Below are 19343 nucleotides of genomic sequence, written 5' to 3'. Positions count from 1 at the left end.
ATCATAGTCCCAAGAGAAGATCCCCCCGCTTCAAGCGCGTGAAAGACGAAGCCCCACGACCAGCGGGGGAATGCCGGTGGCATCAGCCAAAACACATAATCAAATCAATGTATATCATGTTCTTTGTAAACTAGATATAGCGGGTTGCATGGAGAACATTCAATGCGAAAACAAGCGAAGCCTTCCATGCATACCATATTCAAAGGCGCGAAAAAACCCCAAATCGTCGAACCAGGGTTGGGACGACCCGAAGTGACGCTCGGGGAGACGAAAGAATGGCTTTCGTCATGGAACTGAGAAGCTCCCACTTCAAGCAAAGCGAAGTGGGAGTAGTTCGCCCATAATTGAATATATATGAATCAACGGCACTTTTCAAGGAAACAATGCGGCTGGCAAAAAATAAGGAGCTTGGTGAATTTCACCTAAGCCCCCTTTCATATGTTTACGAAGCGCCCGCTTCTTCAAGTTCTTCTTCCAGCTTCCCGAGGCGGTGGTACTCAGCTAAGATCGCCTCTTGAATTTTTCCGCGCGTAGCGGAGTTGATCGGATGCGCGATATCGCGGAACTCCCCGTCCGGTGTACGCTTGCTTGGCATCGCGACAAACAGGCCGTTATTCCCGTCAATGACGCGGATGTCATGGACAACGAACTCATTGTCCAACGTAATGGAGGCGATCGCTTTCATCCGTCCTTCGGTGTTGACGCGGCGTAATCTTACGTCTGTCACTTCCATTATGTTCACCACCTTTTCCCCTATATAAGACTCGATGTAATTAATTCCACGCCTTTCGGCAATTTCCTTCCTTTTTCAAAAAATTTTTTCTAAATTTCAGCAGGGGAAAAGATGGATGCGCCCCTCTTTATCGCACGAGGGCAACGACTTCGATTTCAACTAGGGCGTCTTTCGGCAGCCGAGCCACCTCAACGCATGAGCGCGCTGGTTTATGGTTCGGGAAATATTGACTGTACACTTCGTTCATGGCCGCAAAATCATCCATGCTTTTTAAAAAAACGGTTGTTTTCACGACTGTGTCGAGTGAGGCGCCGGCGGCTTCCAGCACCGCTTTCAAATTTTGAAACACTTGATGCGTCTGCGCCTGAATGTCGCCTTTTACCATTTCCCCCTCTGGAGTGAGCGGAATTTGCCCAGAGCTGTAAACCATATTGTTGACGATGATCGCTTGCGAATACGGGCCGATCGCTTGCGGCGCATTGGTCGTTTCCACTTTTTTCATTGAAAGAAATCCCCTTTCTAAAGTTTTATAATCAGGCAGCAGGCTGCCTAAAAAAACGCTTTGTAATTGCCTTCCTTGACGGTGATCCGCTTTTCTTTCACGTCCACCGCCGACAGTTTGACGAGCGAGATGTACTCGTCGACAAGCCGCTCTTTTGCTTCCTCAGACTCAACGAGCACACCGATGCCGGAGACGTTGCCGTTAAACTCTTGCAATAAGCTGACCATACCGTTGATCGTGCCGCCCGCTTTCATGAAGTCATCGACAATCAGCACGTTGGCTCCCTCCGCCAGGCTGCGCTTCGACAAAACCATTGTTTGGATGCGTTTGGACGAGCCGGATACGTAGTTGATGCTCACCATCGGCCCTTCCGTCACTTTATTGTCATGGCGGACAATCACAACCGGCACATACAAAAAATTGGCGATCGCATATGCGAGCGGAATTCCATTGGTGGCAATGGTCATGACGACATCCACCGGACGGTCGGCAAACATCGACGCATAAAGGCGGCCGATTTTGTTCATAATACGGGGGTCGCCAAGAATGTCGGTCATATACAAATATCCGCCGGGAAGAAGCCGGTTCGGGCGCGACAATTGCTCGCACAAATAGGCGATCACTTCCTCCGCCTCCCCGGCAGCCATTTTCGGAATGTATTGCACGCCGCCGGCCGCGCCGGGCAGCGTCCGAACCGTCCCGATTCCTTGCTGCTCAAACGTTTGTTTAATAATCGTCAAGTCCTCGCTGATCGATGATTTGGCCGATTCGTACCGATCGGCAAAAAACGTCAGCGGAATGAGCTGATGTGGCCGTTCGAGAAGATAATGCGTCATATCGACTAAACGGCCGCTTCGCCTAAGCTTCATAGCCGACCTCCTAAAACCGAATATTATAAATTTATTTTAACAAAAATGTACGTGTTTAATCAAGCGAATGCCGCTCCCCCAACAGCCTGACCGCAAACACTTGATCGCAAAAGCCCCGCAGTCCGTTATACACCCGCTGCATTCTCGAATCATGCTCGATCAGCCCAAACACTGTCGGCCCGCTTCCGCTCATCAGCACCGCATCAGCTCCGAACCGTTTCATTTGCTCTTTAATATGCGCAACTTCCGGATATTTTTTTAAGGTCACTTCCTCCAACACGTTGCCGACCAACCGGCAAATGCCCTCATAATCTTGCCGTTCGATCGCTTTCACCATTGCATCGACATCCGGATGGCAGACATGCTCAAGCTGCAAATTTCGGTACACATCGGCCGTCGACACGCCAATTGGGGGCTTGGCCAACACCACCCAGCATGGCGGCGGCGACGGGATGGGGGTGATGATTTCGCCGCGCCCGGTCGCCACAGCTGTTCCGCCGTAGACGCAAAACGCAACATCCGAGCCGATTTGCGCACCAAGCTCAGCCAATTCCCGGACGGTCAATCCGAGCTGCCAAAGCTTGTTGAGCCCGCGCAACGTTGCGGCCGCGTCGCTGCTTCCCCCTGCCAGGCCGGCCGCCACCGGAATATGCTTCGTAATCGAAATGGCCACCCCTTGGCGGATCGAAAACGTCTCCTTCATCAGTTTCGCCGCCTGGTACGCCAAATTGCGGCAATCATCCGGCACAAAGCGGTTTTGCGACACAATGCGGATCACATCCTCCTCAGGCAGCGGAATAAGCTCAATGCGGTCCGCCAAATCGATCGTCGTCATCACCATTTTCACTTCATGGTAGCCATCGGGGCGTTTATAAAGAACATCAAGTGATAAATTAATTTTTGCCGGCGCTTTGATCGACAGCCTCACTCATCTTCACCTACTTCCACGCACATTGATGATAAACGGCTTCTGGTCAGCCGCCTATCCGCCCGTTGTTTCCTATTTTCAGCGTTTTCCCGCGTGACATTCGCGCTTTTTCATCAACCCATTTTACCATATTACCATGTCCTGGTGCCGTCGCCAAACGATATATGTAAAAAGGGCGCCCCTGCTAGGGCACCCTTGCCGCAGCGCGCCATCGCCGCCGGCGCTATTCCGTTTTTCCGGCCAGCTGCCGTTCCGCCCGTTCAATCGCCAATCTTACCATGTTTCCTGCGTCTTTCGCGCGGATGGCTCCCCACCCTTCACGCTGCACGACATCGTAAAAGCCCAGCTCTTTTGCCAGCTCTTCTTTTAAGCGTTGCGACATAACCCCGCGGCGTCGACCCAATGTCAGCAACCCCTTTCCATGTTCGTTGGCGTTAAGGTGCGAAACGTTGTGCAACCCGCCGGCGCAACAGCCGGCTGACTCGCCTGGTCATGGGGCAGATGAAAGGCGGCTGCGGCAGTTTTAGTATGAAGTGAGGAAGGCGGCTTTATGTCCGCCTATTTATGACAAAACAAAAAGCAGCAAACAAATTTGTCTACTGCCCCCCTGCTTGCTCATCGTCCCAAAACGTCAGCTTTACGGTCTCTGTCAACACGTCGGCGTAGCTGAACGATACACGTTCAAACGAGTTTTCTTTTTGATCCAGTTCAATGACAAATACCGATGGGTAAGTCTCCGCCAAAATGCCGCAACGCTCGATCATTTTTCTGCGTCCGCCGTTGGCCCGCAGCGTTAAACGTCTCCCGATATTAGAGTCCAGCGCTTTTTTAATATCGGATAAAGTTTTTGGCATTCGTCATCCACCTCACTATTTGCAATTATAACAAAGATGGTCTTCAAAGTCAAAAAATAAAAATTATATCAGCGTGTTTTTATTGCTGTCAATGAATATTTTTCTACAATATCCTTCTTTTTATGTACCTTGTGGAACTTTTTTGTAAAAAATATGGCAAAAGACATAAAAAAACCGCCCGTCAATTGCGGCGGTTTTCCCCCCGTTCGTCGATCAGGCGAAACGGCATCCCGGTGCGGAGCACACCTTTCGTCTCGACTCCACCCAGCCCTTTTTCCCCGGTCAGCGTGTTGCGAAGCACATCCCACACATCGACCGTTTCCGTAAACGGGGTAAAACTGAGACGAGAAACGATATAAACCGGATCTAAGGCGTGAATGTTGACCCTCGCCGGCGAACTGGCAAAATTCGCCCCCGCGCGGATGAGCGATTCAAAATGCGATTGGCAGGCGCCGGCGAAAATGATGAGCTGATCGAGATGCGGCACTTTTTTGCGCGCTTCTTTCACTGTTTGAACAAAATGGCGTGAATGGCGGTACGCTTTCAAATCATGAAGCTTCCCTTTTGACTTTGAATACGAGTCATGACCGGTAATGACTAAAATATCCGGACGAAACTGCTCAATCAAGGAGCCGACTTTTTCCGGCATCTCGCTTTCCTCACAGTAAACGCCGTGCACCGGCACCCCAACCCGTTCATACAAATCCATGCATTTGCGCAAATATAACGGGTCGCCGTCCAAATGAAGGACGCGTCCCGGAATTTGAAAAAAATCTTTCTCCACCCGGTACCCGCCGGTTGCCCGATACTCGACTTTTTGCTTGATCATCTGATAATCTTGGCGAAACAGCCGGTATGACTGTTCAATCAGTTCGATTTCCCGCCTTTTTCGTTCTTGTTGCTCCCGCTCATCGATAATGACCAAGTCGCTGCACGGGGCGTCGGCCACAAGCCGCACGTCCTCGCCATATAAAATGGCTTCCCATTCCCCGTCCTTTTCTTTAAGGTCAATGACGCGGAACAATACGTCGCATTGGTAAGACTTGCGGGCGACAATATCGCCGATTTTGACGTCCATCACCGCTCACTCCATTGCATAATCGTTGTCATCCATACGATATGCAGACGCGGACAATAGGTGATAGACGCCTGTTTTCAGCTGCTGCGGCCTCAACGGCGAAAAAGCGGCGCCAATGCGTTGCTTAACGAGGCAAACTCGGTTATATGAAGCGTTTCCCCGCGGCGGCGCGGATCGATGCCCACCGCAGCAAGCGCCTGTTCGATTTGTTCTTTGCTCTCTTTTCCGCCTGGCAAGCTGCTCACTAAATTATTGAGCAGCGTTTTGCGGCGCTGAGCAAAGCTCGCCCGCACCACTTGGAAAAACACGTCCTCATCCTCAACAGCGACAGGCGGATGGGCCCGTTTCGTCAGCCGGATGACGGCGGAATCGACGTTTGGCTGCGGCATAAACACGGTGCGCGGCACCGCCATCACGACTTCCGCCTCTGTGTAATACTGCACAGCAATCGTCAGCGAGCCGTAATCTTTCGTTCCCGGCCTGGCAGCGAGGCGGTCGGCCACCTCTTTTTGCAGCATGACGACGATGCCGCGGATTGGGAGCCGGTCGGTAAGCAGCTTCATAATGATCGGTGTGGTCACATAATACGGCAAGTTAGCGACCACCATCCGGTCGTTCACATCGGCCAGCTCTTCCGCAATGACCGCATGCAAATCCGCCTTCAACACATCTTGGTGAATAATGCGCACATTGTCGTAGGGGGACAATGTATCCGCCAAAATCGGCAGCAGCCGGCCATCGATTTCAAAGGCGACGACCTTTTTTGCCCGCCGTGCGAGCTGTTCGGTCAACGCCCCGATGCCGGGTCCGATTTCAATCGCCCCCGTATCGCTGGAGACGCCGGCAGCATCAACAATTTTCCGCAAAATGTTCGCGTCAATCAAAAAGTTTTGTCCGAGGCTTTTTTTAAACGAAAAACCATACCGCTCCAAAATTTCTTTCGTCCGCCCCGGTGTTGCAATGTCTTTATGCATCGCCCGCCTCCTCCCGCATCACTTGCGCCAGCGCGGCGTAAAAGGCGTCTCGGGAAATGCGGAACACTTTCAGCCGCTTATGAAACTGTCGGCCGTTGGCATAACCGATTTTCAGCTCCTCCCCGAGCCGCTGCCGGCGCCGGCGCGCCATCTCCCCGCCAACCAGTCCGGCTTCAATCAATTCTGCAAACGTAATTTCTTCTTCCCAATCGGCTGTCTCTTCATACACGTTCGCAAGCGCCTGGCGAATGTCGTCGGGGGAAGCGTGCTCGACCCCAATGCCCTTCCCGCTTCTCGCTTTCGCGGCTTCGCGCGGCAAAAAGGCGTGTTTGCATCCCGGCACTTGCTCGGCAATCGTGCGGCGGATTTTCTCGCCGGGGAAGTCGGGATCGGTGAAGATGATCACCCCGCGCCGCTCTTTCGCCAGCTTGATCCGTTCGATGACTTCCGCCCCCACCGCCGCCCCGTTTGTTTCGATCGTATCGGCATCAACGGCGCGCCGGATCGCCGCTGTATCATCTTTCCCTTCCACGACAATCACTTCTTTAATCTTCATCCCATCATTGCAGAAACAGCGGAATGAGCGATTTTTCCTATTTCTGCAATGCCTCCTTTCCGGTAAAATAAAGGGTAGAGCGAACCGCCGCCGCTCCATGCCCCTATTTTATTTTTTCAACTTTGTTGAAACTTTTTTCTGCATCAGAAGTCTAATTAGACAGATGGAGCAATACGCGCATTGTTGCGGCCCAATGCCATTATAGCGAAAAAAAGCAGAGGGGAAAAACCCCTCCGCTTGCATTCTTCAATCGCCTTTCTATGGCAGCACCCGTATTTTGACACGCTTTCTGCCCCAACCAAACGCATCCGACCGTTCCGGGAAAAACACGTCGATTTTATATCCGCGAATGCTTGAGCCGGTGTCAGCGGCAATGGCATATCCGTATCCTTCCACATACACCTTCGACCCGAGGGGGATGATGGACGGGTCGACGGCAATCACTTTGACGGAAGGATTTTGGCGCAAATTGATGCCTGTGCTCGTTATGCCTGAGCAACCCGCACAATAGGCGGTATAGGCGGTGGCGGTGACGTAAAACTCCTTCGCGGCTTGATCGGCGCCGCGCGAGGACGGCCGGCCGGATGATGCAACCGGGTGCACCGTTTTAGTGCCAATGGCGACAATGCGCGGTTTGCTCTCTTTTATCGTTCTTGTCGCCAGCAATTTGCGCGCCACTTCTTTGCCGTTTTCCAATGTCACTTCATACGTTTTTTCGATTTTTCCCTTTTCCCCGGGTGCAATGACGCGCCGCTCTCCTTTTGGCAGCGAATCGTCCCGCTTCGTCACCACGGCAAAGTCGACGGGCTCTTCCACTACATCGGTGACTTTTTTAATCCGAACGATGTAAACCGTCATCCCAGCTTTGACTGTTTCTTGCAAGGAAGGTTCAATTCGGTCCCATTGGCCCAACGAGATCCCTTGCTGTTTCAAAAAGTCAGCGACCGTAGTCGAAGTGGTCCATGCCTGTTGCTGTTTGCCGCCGACATTTAGGCGAACCGGAAACGCCCTTTCAATGCCGATGTTCATGCCTTTTTGAACTTTGGCGGAAAGCGACGGCGCCACTTTGTCATGCGGCCCGACTGCCACGTGTTGCGAACGGAGCAATTCCCCGACCGTATCGGCCGTCGTCCACACTTTTTTCTTTTTTCCATTGATCGTCAATGTCACTTCTTTGCTTGCTTCCCAAATGATGTGAAGATCGTCGGTGATCGGTGTATTTAGAGACGGATAGACGTAATCTTCCTTGCGAGGCTGAATGCCTTGTTCCTCAAGCAGTTCCTCCACATCCTTCGCATAAGTGCGGATTTCCTGCTTTTTTCCGTTGATCGTGAGCGTTACATCATCTTTGGCCATCTCGTAGCCGGCCACCCCTGTGGTTGCCGAGATGGCGAGAAATCCGCTCGCCGTGACGGTCGCATTTTTCCTCCATAAGTCCAGCCACTTTCTCCTGTTTGGCAACATCGGAAACGCCTCCTTTTCCTCTGAAATCCCCTCTCCCTCTAACATGTACGCGCGAGCATACTCTATTATGCAGAAAATTCAGTGAAAAAGGAAGGAAGACTTGTCGACACGCGGTTGGTTCATATCGGCTGAATTTGTAGAATTTTATCGTCTTCGCCGCACCTTCGACAAGCCTCCCCGCTATTCGACGCCTAATTTTAGCGGTCGATGGCGAACAATTTTTTGGCATTTTCCGCCGTTGTTTCCGCTACTTCGGCAAAAGAAACGTTTTTAATTTCCGCGATGGCCTCGGCAACGTATTTGACATAGCTCGGCTCATTTCGTTTTCCACGGAAAGGGTGAGGCGTTAAATACGGGCAATCCGTCTCGATTAACAAATGGCGGAGCGGAATTTCTTTCGCCACTTCTTTCGGCTTTTTCGCATTTTTAAACGTGACCGGGCCGCCAAGGGAAATGAAAAAGTTCATGTCAATGCATTGTTTGGCCACCTCAACGCTGCCGCTGAAACAATGCATAATCCCACCGACTTCAGCAGCGTTTTCCTCTTGCAAAATTTTTAAAATATCAGCTGTTGCCTCACGGTTATGGATGATGATCGGCAGCTTCACTTTTTTCGCCAGCGCGATTTGCCGGCGGAAAACGTCTTGCTGCACGTCTTTTGGCGATTTGTCCCAATGGTAATCGAGTCCCATCTCGCCGAGGGCCACCACTTTCGGATGGGCGGCGAGCTGTTCAATCATCTCCAAGTCGTCATCGGTCATATCAATCGCATCGACCGGATGCCAGCCGACCGCTGCATAAATAAACGGATATCGCTCAGCGAGCTCGATCGCCCGGTCAATCGTCGGCCGGTCAAACCCGACAACCACGATGTGCGAAACTCCTTCAGCGCGGGCGCGCTCGATCACTTGCTCCAAGTCTTCCTCATATTGGACGGCGTTCAAATGAGCATGAGTGTCAAAAAGCATACGAAGTCCCTCTTTTCCACCTTGATGTTAAGTGTAGCATAGAAATTGGTTACGTATGTCACAACTTAGTAACATTTCCATTACAAAATAGCAACAAGGAGGTGTCAACGACGACACCCCCTCATCCGTTGCATTATTTGATTTTTGTGCCGTTTGGCACGTGCTGGTCGACGGTTGCCAACGAAAAGCCGTCGCCGCTGCCGCCGGCCAAAATCATTCCTTCCGACCATTCGCCGCGCAGCTTGGCCGGTTTTAAGTTGGCGACGCAAATGACCTTTTTGCCGATGAGTTCCTCCGGCTTGTAAAACTCGGCGATGCCGGAAATCACTTGCCGCTTCTCGCCGCCGAGATCAAGCTGGAGCTTCAGCAGCTTGTCGGCGTTTTTCATTCGCTCGGCGTGCACGACTTCGGCGACGCGCAAGTCGACTTTCGCAAAGTCGTCGATGGAGATTTCCTCCGCCCGAGCCGCTTGTTTTTCCTCTTTGGCCGCTTCCGCCGGTTTGCCGCCTTGCATATGCGCCTTAATGTACTCGACTTCAACGCCGATATCCAAGCGTGGGAAGAGCGGCTCCCCTTTCTGCACGTTCGTCCCTTCCGGAATAAGGCCGAAATCGTACAGGCTGTCCCACTCTTTCAATGAACGGTCGCTGATGCCGAGCTGGGTGAAGATGCGCTCCGGCGTGCGCGTCAAAAACGGCTGCAGCAACACCGCCGTATGGCGGAGCGATTCGGCTAGATGGGCCATGACAGAGGCAAGTTCCTCCCGTTTGCTTTCCTCTTTCGCCAACACCCATGGCTGCGTTTCGTCGATATATTTGTTCGTTCGGCCAATCAGCTGCCAAACGGCGGAGAGGGCAACGGAAAACTCCATCCGCTCCATTGCCTCTTCATATTGACGGACAACCTCGCGCGCCGTTTCGGAAAGATCTCGATCAAACGGCGTTTTCGGGCCGCGGTACGGCGGAATCGCGCCGCCAAAATATTTCTCAATCATCGCGACGGTCCGGTGCAACAAATTGCCTAAATCGTTGGCCAAATCGTAATTGATGCGCTCGATAAACCCTTCCGGCGTAAACACCCCGTCAGAGCCAAACGGCACTTCCCGCAGCAAATAGTAGCGGAGTGCATCAAGCCCGTAACGATCAATGATCATCACCGGATCCACGACATTGCCTTTCGATTTCGACATTTTCCCATCTTTCATCAGCAGCCAGCCATGTCCGAACACTTTTTTCGGCAGCGGCAGGCCGAGCGCCATCAGCATGATCGGCCAGTAAATCGTATGGAAGCGGACGATCTCCTTGCCGACGAGATGGACATCCGCCGGCCAATATTTGCGAAACTTTTCATCGTTGTCCGTACCGTAGCCGAGCGCTGTGATGTAGTTGGCCAGCGCATCGATCCAGACGTAAATGACGTGCTTCGGGTCACCTGGCACTTTAATGCCCCAGTCAAACGTCGTCCGCGATACAGCCAAGTCCTCGAGCCCCGGCTTGATGAAGTTGTTGATCATCTCGTTTTTCCGCGATTCTGGCTGGATGAAATCTGGATTTTCTTCGTAATATTGCAGCAGGCGGTCGACGTATTTGCTCATCCGGAAAAAGTACGACTCTTCTTTCACTTTTTCAACAGGCCGGCCGCAGTCTGGGCAGTTGCCGTCAACAAGCTGCCGTTCGGTGTAAAACGATTCGCACGGCGTGCAGTACCAGCCTTCATACTCGCCTAAATAAATATCGCCTTGTTCGACAAGACGGGCGAAAATCTTTTCGACAATTTTTTTATGCCGCTCCTGTGTCGTCCGGATAAAATCGTCGTATGAAATGTCCAGTTTTCTCCACAACTCTTGGATGCCGGCGACAATGTCGTCGACATATTGCTGCGGCGTGACCCCTTTTTCTTGCGCCTTGCGCTGAATTTTTTGCCCATGTTCGTCCGTTCCGGTCAAATACATGACATCATAGCCGCGCAGCCGCTTATAGCGAGCCATCGCATCCCCCGCCACGGTCGTATAAGCATGGCCAATGTGCAATTTGTCGCTTGGGTAATAAATCGGCGTCGTCAAATAAAACGTCTTTTTCTCCATCGGTTAGGCCCTCCCTCGTACTGTTGCGCACAAAAGCCCCCGTCCTGAGGACGAGAGCGGCGTTACTTCTATTTTACATAATTTTTTCATTGTACAAAAACATCTATTTCTCCTTGACGAAAAAAATATACGCAAATGGGCAAAAATACCTCCTTATTTTGGGCAATCGCCGCGAATTTATTATAGAGGAATAGAGTTTTGGCAAATAAAATGGTTCATGTTCCTTTATACCCAACCACAAACTTTTTTCCACAATAACAATATACATTTTTTTTAAATTTTACATATTAAAGGATTGACGCATAATGGAAACACTGATATGATTAGGGTGTAGGAAATTTGTCGAATATTGACGAATAAACGACAAAAATCATTGCGGAGAGGAGAGCAGACGATGAAATCGACGGGGATCGTACGTAAAGTCGATGAGTTGGGCCGTATCGTCATCCCGATTGAGTTGCGCCGTACACTGGACATTAACGAAAAGGATGCATTGGAAATTTACGTCGATGACGATCGCATCATTTTGAAAAAATATAAGCCGAATATGACATGCGTCGTCACGGGGGAAGTATCGGACGACAACTTTAAATTAGCGGGCGGCAAAATCATTTTAAGCCGCGAAGGCGCGGAAATTTTGCTGCAGGAAATCCGCCAGCATTTGCAAGAAGCGGCGGACAACGAGTAAAAAAAGAGTTTCTCTGGTTTCAGAGAAACTCTTTTTTTCTTGCTGCTGATGGTACTGTTGATAGACGTCGCGTTTGGACATATGCCGATCAGCCGCTGCCTGCTTTGCGGCTTCTTTTACGGAAAGGCCCTGCTCTTGAACATAATAGTCGACATGTTCGACAATCGACAGCGGCTGCCACCATGCCCCCTCCTCTTGCATGGCTTCATGTCCACCGCCGCGCGCCCCTTCGACAATGAGGCAAAATTCGCCGCGGATGTCCGCCGTCTCGGCCCAAGCAACCGCCTCGCTCAAATCGCCGCGGATGAATTCCTCAAACCGTTTCGTCAGCTCACGGCAAAGAGCAATGCGCCGTTCACCGAACACGTCGTACATGACAGCAAGCGTTTCTTTCAAGCGATGGGGCGCCTCATAAAAAATCAACGTTTCCCGCGCTGTTTTCAACGACAGCAGCTGCTCTCGTTTTTCTTTTTTCGACCGGTCCAAAAAACCGACGAACAAAAAACGCTCCGTTGGCAGCCCGGAGGCGACGAGCGCCGTCACTGCCGCGTTGGCTCCGGGAAGCGGCACGACGCGGCACCGTTCATCCAGTGCAGCAGCAACAAGCTCATAGCCAGGGTCGGAAATGCCGGGCATGCCGGCGTCGCTCACCAGCGCCACCGTTTTCCCTTCTTTCAGCCATTCGACAAGCTGCCGGCCGCTCGCATATTTATTGTGTTCATGGTAGCTGACGAGCGGCGTATGAATGTCGAAATGCGACAACAGCTTTTTCGTCTGCCTTGTGTCTTCCGCAGCGATCACGTCCGCCTCCCGCAGGATCCGCACAGCCCGAAACGTCATATCCTCCAAATTGCCGATCGGCGTCGGCACGATGTACAGCGTTCCTTGTTTATCTCGGTCAGCAAAGCTTTTTTGGTGCCAAAGCATCCGTCTCCCGCCCCTTTACGATGAAATGATGCCGTATAGAATGCGCTTCGTTTCTTCGGTATATTCATCATCCTCGCCATACACGATGAGCGGGGGCAACACTTTTAAGTCCGGGTTCGCATCTTTCATCCCCTCGATTAAAATCATGTTCGCTTCTTTGCCCGCTTTTGGATATACAAACCGAAGCCGTTTCGGCTCAAGCCGGTATCGGCGCATAAACATCACAAGGTCGGACAGCCGTCCAGGCCGATGGACGAACGCCGCCTTTCCGCCTTGTTTCAGCAGCTGGCTGCTGACACGAACGACATCCTCCAGCGTGCAGTAAATTTCATGGCGGGCGATGGCAAAATGTTCATTTTTGCTTAGCTCCTCTCGGCCGACAGTCGGAAAATACGGAGGGTTGCATGTGACAACATCATACTGGCTGTAGCCGATGCGCTGCGGCGCCTCTTTAATGTCACCGTGTATGATTTCAATTTGTCCTTCAAGTCCGTTGTATGCGACGCTCCGCCTCGCCATGTCGCAAAGCCGCTCCTGAATTTCGATGCCGATAATCTTCCCCTTTGTCCGCCGGCTTAACAGCAGCGGGATGACCCCATTGCCTGTGCATAAATCGACAATCTTCCCCTTTTGAATCGGCATGTAGGCAAAATGGGCAAGCAGCACGGCATCAAGGGAAAAGGAAAACACAGACGGACTTTGGATAATGCGAAGCTCCTCATTGAGCAAATAATCAAGTCGTTCATCTGCGTACAATTCCACCATTTTGCGCACAATCCTCCATAGAAAAAAATAACCTTTCCGAAATGGAAAGGGGAGCACTGCCTTTATTTTTTGTTCAAAAACGACAAGCAAAACAAACAATCGCCTTCCGTGCGAACGCTTCCGTAGTGGACGTGGCAAATATGGAATCCTTCTTGGTAAAGGCGTGCCAAATTGTCATACCCTTCGCCAATGTCAAGCAGCTTTTTGCCCTGTTTCGTTTCTTTTTTCTTCTCCTCATCCCATGCTTCCGACATCTGCTCGAGCCGCCGGCGCAAATGGGCGTTTTCAATCTGCAGCTGATGGTTCTCCTCGAGAAGTTCTGATACGCGTTGCTTCAGCTGCACAAGCTCACGGTAAAAATGGCTCAGCTGCTCCTCCATATTGGCCACCAATTGAAACACTTCTTTTTTGTCTACCTTTTCCACATGGCCCCACCCCAAATTAATCTGCGACACGAATGGACAGCGTCCCGTTCTTCATCAGCTCATCGAGCGTATATTCAACGACCCGCCCGTGCTCCGGCAATTCGATCTGCAACACCCGCTCCAAAATGTTTAACCCGACGACTTTGCCAAAGCCATACGGCGTTTCGACATATTCCCCTAAATCAGGAAGTTGTTCTTTCGCTGTTTCGTACTCCTCGCTCTCATATTTTAAGCAGCACATGAGACGTCCGCACAACCCGGAAATTTTCGTCGGGTTGAGCGATAAGTTTTGATCCTTCGCCATCTTGATCGACACCGGCTCAAAATCGCCAAGAAAGGTTGAACAGCAAAGCATGCGGCCGCACGGTCCAATGCCGCCAAGCATTTTCGCCTCATCGCGCACCCCGATTTGCCGCAGCTCGATGCGCGTCCGGAAAATCGAGGCCAAGTCTTTAACAAGCTCACGGAAATCGACGCGGCCATCGGCGGTGAAATAAAAGATGACTTTGTTGCGGTCAAACGTATATTCAACATCAACAAGCTTCATTTCCAGCCCGTGCTCTTCCACTTTGCGCAAACAAATGTCGTACGCCTCGCGCGCCGCTTTTTTATTTTCTTCAACGACCCATTTGTCTTTTTCGTTCGCGACGCGGATCACTTTTTTCAGCGGCAGCACCACATCGTTTTCATCGACTTGTTTATTGGCGACGACGACTTTTCCGTATTCAATGCCGCGCGCCGTTTCGACGATGACAAATTCGCCGACGGGAATGATGAAATCACCTGGATCAAAATAATAAATTTTCCCCGCTTTTTTAAAGCGGACACCGACGACAGTATACAACGCTCCCCCTCCTTTACCGCTTTAATTGAAGAACGAGCTGCTCCATCAACAGCGCCTGGCTCATGTTCGTTGTATTTAAACGCGCTTTCGCTTGCAAAATCGCTTCCATGCTGTCCAAAATCCGCCGCTGCGGGCAAGAAAGCGCCCACTGCTGCAGGCGGTCAAGATGGTCGCGATAGAGGGCGCCCTCGCTCCGTCCCACCTGAATATGCAATAAATCGCGGTATATATATAAAAGCAAATCGAGGCCAAGGTCAAGCTGGTGTTTTTCCGAAAAGTGCGGAACCACACGATCGTGGATGAAAAACAGCAACTGCAGTTCCGGTTTGCCGAGCATCTCATACAATTGTAGCACTAACGTTCGCGCATCAGCAAACCAACGGTCTTGACTGATCGCCAACGCCTCATCGTAGCTGTTCGTCACGTGGGCCGCCAGCAACGCCAACGAAGGCGGCACGCGCTCCTCCATGAGCCGGGCCGCGAGTTCCGCCGGCGGCAGCGGTCGGAAAGAAAGAACTTGACAGCGGGAAATAATCGTTCCTAACATTCGGTGATATTGCTCGGTCAACAGCACGGCCACCGTTCCCGGATGCGGCTCCTCCAGAAACTTCAGCAGGCTGTTGGCTGCGCTGGCTGTCATTTGATCGGCGTGCTCGACGATATACATCTTCTTATCCGACTCAACGGCTGTTTTTGTAAACTCTTGTTGCAGCCATTCGATTTGCTCTTTCTTGATCGACCCTCCATCCGGGCTGATCATCCGAACGTCCGGATGGTTGCCGGAATCGATGCGCCGGCAGTTGCGGCATTCCAAACACGGGGCGATTCCTGACGGGGACAAGCAAAACAAGCTTTTTGCCAACAACAAGCTAGCGGCTTTTTTTCCCGTCCCCCTCTGCCCTTCAAACAAGTACGCATGGGAAATCCGCCCTTTTTCAAGGCCGCTTTGCAGCATTTTCGCCGCCACCGGCTGATGCTTGGCCAGCTGCTCCCATCGCATCGCCATCACTCTCTCTCATTTCTTACCTTCTATTCTATCATGTTTATGGCAAATCATCACGGTCGGATTCATGGAAATCGCGCTTTGATCTTCCTTCCAGGCAGGCGAGCACTGCCGCGGCCGTCTCGTCAAACACGACATCGAGCGGCCGGCTCGCATCGATCACCACGATTCGGTCGGCAAACCGCTTGGCGAGCTTCCAGTACCCCTCCCTGACTTTCGTATGGAAAGACAACGCCTCGAGGTCGAGCCGGTTGACCTCCCGCCCCGTATGTTTCCGAATCCGTTCGAGCCCGATTTTTGGGTCAAGATCGAAATAAATGGTGAGCGATGGCATATATCCATCAATGGCAAACTCGTTAATTTTCCATACCTCCTCAATGCCAAGCCCACGGGCAAACCCTTGGTAAGCCAACGAACTGTCCACAAACCGGTCGCAAAGAACAATGCGCCCCGCCTCAAGCGCCGGCACGATCTTCTCGAGCAAGTGTTGGCGCCGGGCCGCCGCGTACAGCAATGCTTCCGTCCGTCCATCCATTTCCGTATAATCGCGATTCAAAATAATGGCGCGAATCGCCTCGGCGATGCGCACCCCGCCCGGCTCCCTCGTCGCCATCACGTCAAATCCACGCTTGCGCAACAACGATTCGAGCTTGCCGACCATCGTCGTTTTTCCAGCCCCCTCCGGCCCTTCAAACGAAAAAAAATACCCGTTCATCGTTCACGGCATCCTTTCTCTCATTCGAGTTCATAGACGACCAGCTGCCCGTGCCTAAGCCGGCTCCCTCCTTGTATATGCGCCCGATGGCCGAGAAGACGGCGAATCTGCTCAATATGGCGCCCGTCAATCCGCTCCCCAACCCAAACGAGCGGCACCCCGGGTGGATACGGAATAACCGTTTCCGCCGCTATGCACCCTTCCGCCTCCTCGATCGCGACGGCTTTTGTCCGCACATGGCGCAACTCATCGTATGGAACCACCGTCGACATCGGAGGATGTACGCAAGGGATGAAGTCAAACGGCGGCGTTTCCTCAACCGGCAGATCGCGCCACGCCCATTTGATTTTCTCCGCCGCCTCCATCAACCGTCCAGTGGCAGCAAGCGGGCAAATGAGCAAAACATTGGAAGGATCAGCCAGTTCGGCAAACACTCCTTCTTCCTCAAGACGACGCTGCAGTTCATAGCCCGTCAGCGAGCTGCGCGTCTGCACCGTCACCTTCAGCGGATCGGTTTGAACACCGGGCTGACGGGAGGAAACGACCGCCACCCCGCTAATACGATCAAGCGCTGTCTTAAATCCGTCAATTTCAGCGACAATCGCCGCGACATCGTCCGCCGTCAGCTGAGCGACGTAGCGCCGCGCCAAATCGAGCGAGGCCATAATCGGGTAAGACGGGCTGCTTGACTGAAACAACTGCAAAAAATATTTCAACCGTTCAAGATCAACCCGCTCGCTGTTTACATGCAAAAACGCTCCCATCGTCATCGCCGGCAGCGTTTTATGCGCCGACTGGATAACGACATCGGCGCCGCAGGCAAGCGCTGACTGAGGAAACGGCGGGCCAGCCGCAAAATGGGCGCCATGCGCTTCATCAACTAGAACGGGAACGCCGCGTTCATGGGCAAAGCGGACGATGTCCGTTACATCAATGGACATCCCGTAATAGTTTGGATTGGTCAACACAACAGCCGCCGCATCGCGATGAAGCTCAAGCGCTTCCTTGACAGCTTCGGCACGAACATGCGAGGCGACGCGTACATCGCTGTCAAATTCGGGGGAAAGGAGAACCGGAGCCGCCCCCGCGATTTGCAGCGCATGCATCACTGACTTATGGCAGTTGCGCTGTACGATGACTTTCTGTTTATTTTTATCGCATACAGCGGCAATCATCGCCAAATTGCCCGCTGTTGACCCGTTGACAAGGAAAAATGTCTTAGCAGCCCCATACAGTTCAGCCGCCAATGACTGCGCCTCAGCGATAACCGATTCCGGATGATGCAAATCGTCAAGCCCCCCGATCTCCGTCGCATCAAGAGCCAGCAACGGCGCAAAAAATTCCGTTGCCTGCGGCGGAAACAACGCCCCATACTTATGCCCCGGCACATGGAAAGACACGGGGCGGCGGGCCCAATGCCGTGCCAATGCATCATATAAAGGAGTTTTCGCTTGATCCATCATGATCCTCTTTCCTAATCATCATTTACGAAGTGCAACGGCCGCATGCACCAAAAGTACACAGACACCCGATATGTATGAAGGCTGATGATTGGTTGAACCATCGGCCCCAAACGTGCTTTTTCCAAGATGAGAAACCTTTTCAAAACAGCTCTTCCCTTGCAGCCCAAAACACGGGTCGGCCGAAATCATTGTGTTTCGCCAGCCTGATGGGAAATGCTAAAAATAATATTAACATGAACCAGCCGGAAAGAAAATGAACAGACAGCGGCCGCCATTTTTCCCGAAGAAAAATAAAAACAGGCCCTGTACAGGCCTTCATGAGTAAATTTTCGACGCAACCATTTTCCGAAGCTTCTGCACATAAAATGCGTAATTTGGATCATCCGTATTCGTTTGTACAATCGCTTGGTTGCAGTCAATACAAAGAAAATGGCCAAAAAGGAAAATGCCCTTCTCTTTTTCTTGCTCACAAACGAGACAAACTTTTTCACGTCGATTTTTCCCAATCACCGGCGCCCCCACGCTCTCCACCTCCCATTCTCTATGTTTCCCACACTGATAACATTCTATACTAGTAGACGATAAAGGGTAAAAAAAGCACCCCATTGCGCGTCATGCACAATGAGGTGCTCTGTTTTCCGCCTAGCAGCGACCTACCCTTGCAGGGGCGCTGGCCCCAACTACCATCGGCGCTGGAGGGCTTAACTTCCGTGTTCGGGATGGGAACGGGTGTTTCCCCTCTGCTATCACCACTAGGCCATATGAGGTTGTCAGGAATTCGTTCCCTGAAAACTAGATAACCGTTTCGGGAAGAAGCCGCGGCGCCTCCACTTTTCATTGTCTAGCTCCGGCTCGCCGCCGCTCGCCTCCGCTTTTCTTTGTCCAGTTCCAGCGCCTAGCTCTCTTCTGCCAAATAACCTTCCCCCTCGGGGTGCTAGCACCCCTGCGGGTGAAGAACATTTGGCTTCGAGAGCTAATCGCGGCGCTTTCACTTTTCTAGGTTAAGCCCTCGATCGATTAGTATCCGTCAGCTCCACGTGTCGCCACGCTTCCACCTCGGACCTATCGACCTCGTCATCTTCGAGGGATCTTACCCGCCTGACGCGGTGGGAAATCTCATCTTGAGGGGGGCTTCACGCTTAGATGCTTTCAGCGCTTATCCCGTCCGCACATAGCTACCCAGCGGTGCCCCTGGCGGGACAACTGGTACACCAGCGGTGCGTCCATCCCGGTCCTCTCGTACTAAGGACAGCTCCTCTCAAATTTCCTGCGCCCGCGACGGATAGGGACCGAACTGTCTCACGACGTTCTGAACCCAGCTCGCGTACCGCTTTAATGGGCGAACAGCCCAACCCTTGGGACCGACTACAGCCCCAGGATGCGATGAGCCGACATCGAGGTGCCAAACCTCCCCGTCGATGTGGACTCTTGGGGGAGATCAGCCTGTTATCCCCGGGGTAGCTTTTATCCGTTGAGCGATGGCCCTTCCATGCGGAACCACCGG

The 19343-nt window shown here is 52.2% G+C and carries 21 protein-coding genes and 2 rRNA genes (1 of these 23 cut by a window edge); 1 reads left to right on the top strand and 22 read right to left on the bottom strand.

Annotated elements, in window-relative coordinates; genetic code table 11:
* Window positions 1-442: 442 nt before the first annotated feature.
* From spoVG to metG, 12 genes are all read right to left on the bottom strand, one after another.
* Complete coding sequence (spoVG, locus tag ACR1UW_RS02125; RefSeq protein WP_003247437.1) at window positions 443-733, bottom strand: septation regulator SpoVG; 291 nt, start codon at window positions 731-733, stop codon at window positions 443-445.
* A 127-nt stretch (window positions 734-860) separates the two neighbouring features.
* Complete coding sequence (locus tag ACR1UW_RS02120) at window positions 861-1235, bottom strand: RidA family protein (RefSeq protein ID WP_033008991.1); 375 nt, start codon at window positions 1233-1235, stop codon at window positions 861-863.
* 47 nt (window positions 1236-1282) lie between these two features.
* On the bottom strand, window positions 1283-2104 hold the full coding sequence (gene purR / locus ACR1UW_RS02115) for a pur operon repressor (protein ID WP_237419671.1): 822 nt from the start codon (window positions 2102-2104) through the stop codon (window positions 1283-1285).
* A gap of 55 nt (window positions 2105-2159) precedes the next feature.
* On the bottom strand, window positions 2160-3032 hold the full coding sequence (gene ispE, locus ACR1UW_RS02110; RefSeq protein ID WP_033008994.1) for a 4-(cytidine 5'-diphospho)-2-C-methyl-D-erythritol kinase: 873 nt from the start codon (window positions 3030-3032) through the stop codon (window positions 2160-2162).
* A gap of 223 nt (window positions 3033-3255) precedes the next feature.
* Window positions 3256-3435, bottom strand: a complete 180-nt coding sequence (locus tag ACR1UW_RS02105) for a small, acid-soluble spore protein, alpha/beta type (RefSeq protein WP_011886605.1) — start codon at window positions 3433-3435, stop codon at window positions 3256-3258.
* A gap of 193 nt (window positions 3436-3628) precedes the next feature.
* A complete protein-coding gene (gene veg / locus ACR1UW_RS02100; protein WP_033008996.1) occupies window positions 3629-3886 on the bottom strand; it encodes a biofilm formation stimulator Veg in 258 nt (85 codons plus the stop codon).
* Between the two features lie 181 nt (window positions 3887-4067).
* A complete protein-coding gene (gene yabG / locus ACR1UW_RS02095; protein WP_429878382.1) occupies window positions 4068-4964 on the bottom strand; it encodes a sporulation peptidase YabG in 897 nt (298 codons plus the stop codon).
* 92 nt (window positions 4965-5056) lie between these two features.
* Entirely contained in the window at window positions 5057-5938 is an 882-nt protein-coding gene (gene rsmA, locus ACR1UW_RS02090; protein WP_498934428.1) for a 16S rRNA (adenine(1518)-N(6)/adenine(1519)-N(6))-dimethyltransferase RsmA, read from the bottom strand.
* Window positions 5931-6494: a ribonuclease M5 gene (rnmV, locus tag ACR1UW_RS02085; RefSeq protein WP_033009000.1), complete on the bottom strand. Its 564-nt coding sequence runs from the start codon at window positions 6492-6494 to the stop codon at window positions 5931-5933. The genes rsmA and rnmV overlap by 8 nt, the downstream gene beginning before the upstream one ends.
* A 258-nt stretch (window positions 6495-6752) precedes the next feature.
* Entirely contained in the window at window positions 6753-7958 is a 1206-nt protein-coding gene (locus ACR1UW_RS02080) for a G5 and 3D domain-containing protein (RefSeq protein ID WP_094239407.1), read from the bottom strand.
* Window positions 7959-8155: 197 nt separating this feature from the next.
* Complete coding sequence (locus tag ACR1UW_RS02075; RefSeq protein WP_033009004.1) at window positions 8156-8926, bottom strand: TatD family hydrolase; 771 nt, start codon at window positions 8924-8926, stop codon at window positions 8156-8158.
* 133 nt (window positions 8927-9059) lie between these two features.
* Window positions 9060-11009 (bottom strand): methionine--tRNA ligase, encoded by a 1950-nt coding sequence (gene metG / locus ACR1UW_RS02070; protein ID WP_033009006.1) that lies wholly within the window; start codon window positions 11007-11009, stop codon window positions 9060-9062.
* 394 nt (window positions 11010-11403) lie between these two features.
* Between metG and abrB the strand changes: the two genes are divergently transcribed.
* On the top strand, window positions 11404-11697 hold the full coding sequence (gene abrB / locus ACR1UW_RS02065) for a transition state genes transcriptional regulator AbrB (protein ID WP_237419669.1): 294 nt from the start codon (window positions 11404-11406) through the stop codon (window positions 11695-11697).
* Here abrB and rsmI read toward each other — a convergent pair.
* The 10 genes from rsmI to ACR1UW_RS02015 form a co-directional block, all read right to left on the bottom strand.
* Window positions 11623-12624: a 16S rRNA (cytidine(1402)-2'-O)-methyltransferase gene (gene rsmI / locus ACR1UW_RS02060; protein WP_498934424.1), complete on the bottom strand. Its 1002-nt coding sequence runs from the start codon at window positions 12622-12624 to the stop codon at window positions 11623-11625. The two genes, abrB and rsmI, sit on opposite strands and share 75 nt — an antisense overlap.
* A gap of 15 nt (window positions 12625-12639) precedes the next feature.
* Window positions 12640-13389 carry a tRNA1(Val) (adenine(37)-N6)-methyltransferase gene (locus ACR1UW_RS02055; RefSeq protein WP_498934422.1) on the bottom strand — a complete coding sequence of 250 codons (750 nt, stop codon included), beginning with the start codon at window positions 13387-13389 and terminating at the stop codon, window positions 12640-12642.
* Between the two features lie 62 nt (window positions 13390-13451).
* Window positions 13452-13814, bottom strand: coding sequence for a DNA replication initiation control protein YabA (gene yabA / locus ACR1UW_RS02050; protein ID WP_033009009.1), 363 nt, complete (start codon window positions 13812-13814; stop codon window positions 13452-13454).
* A gap of 16 nt (window positions 13815-13830) precedes the next feature.
* Complete coding sequence (locus ACR1UW_RS02045) at window positions 13831-14658, bottom strand: PSP1 domain-containing protein (RefSeq protein ID WP_033009010.1); 828 nt, start codon at window positions 14656-14658, stop codon at window positions 13831-13833.
* Between the two features lie 13 nt (window positions 14659-14671).
* The gene (gene holB, locus ACR1UW_RS02040; protein WP_033009012.1) at window positions 14672-15664 is read right to left on the bottom strand and encodes a DNA polymerase III subunit delta'; all 993 of its coding nucleotides are present in this window, start codon (window positions 15662-15664) and stop codon (window positions 14672-14674) included.
* A gap of 37 nt (window positions 15665-15701) precedes the next feature.
* Complete coding sequence (gene tmk, locus ACR1UW_RS02035) at window positions 15702-16376, bottom strand: dTMP kinase (protein WP_498934419.1); 675 nt, start codon at window positions 16374-16376, stop codon at window positions 15702-15704.
* A 20-nt stretch (window positions 16377-16396) separates the two neighbouring features.
* Window positions 16397-17836 carry an aminotransferase class I/II-fold pyridoxal phosphate-dependent enzyme gene (locus tag ACR1UW_RS02030; RefSeq protein ID WP_044746532.1) on the bottom strand — a complete coding sequence of 480 codons (1440 nt, stop codon included), beginning with the start codon at window positions 17834-17836 and terminating at the stop codon, window positions 16397-16399.
* A 318-nt stretch (window positions 17837-18154) separates the two neighbouring features.
* The gene (locus tag ACR1UW_RS02025) at window positions 18155-18445 is read right to left on the bottom strand and encodes a sigma factor G inhibitor Gin (protein WP_080729565.1); all 291 of its coding nucleotides are present in this window, start codon (window positions 18443-18445) and stop codon (window positions 18155-18157) included.
* A 34-nt stretch (window positions 18446-18479) separates the two neighbouring features.
* Window positions 18480-18596: ribosomal RNA gene (gene rrf, locus ACR1UW_RS02020) — 5S ribosomal RNA — on the bottom strand.
* Between the two features lie 240 nt (window positions 18597-18836).
* Window positions 18837-19343 (bottom strand): 23S ribosomal RNA (locus ACR1UW_RS02015) (it continues 2421 nt past the right edge of the window).

The sequence above is a fragment of the Geobacillus lituanicus genome (assembly GCF_050994965.1).
GTDB classification, from domain to species: Bacteria; Bacillota; Bacilli; order Bacillales; family Anoxybacillaceae; genus Geobacillus; species Geobacillus stearothermophilus.
Note: the sequence above shows the minus strand (reverse complement) of the source record. Positions and strands in the feature narration are given on the sequence as shown.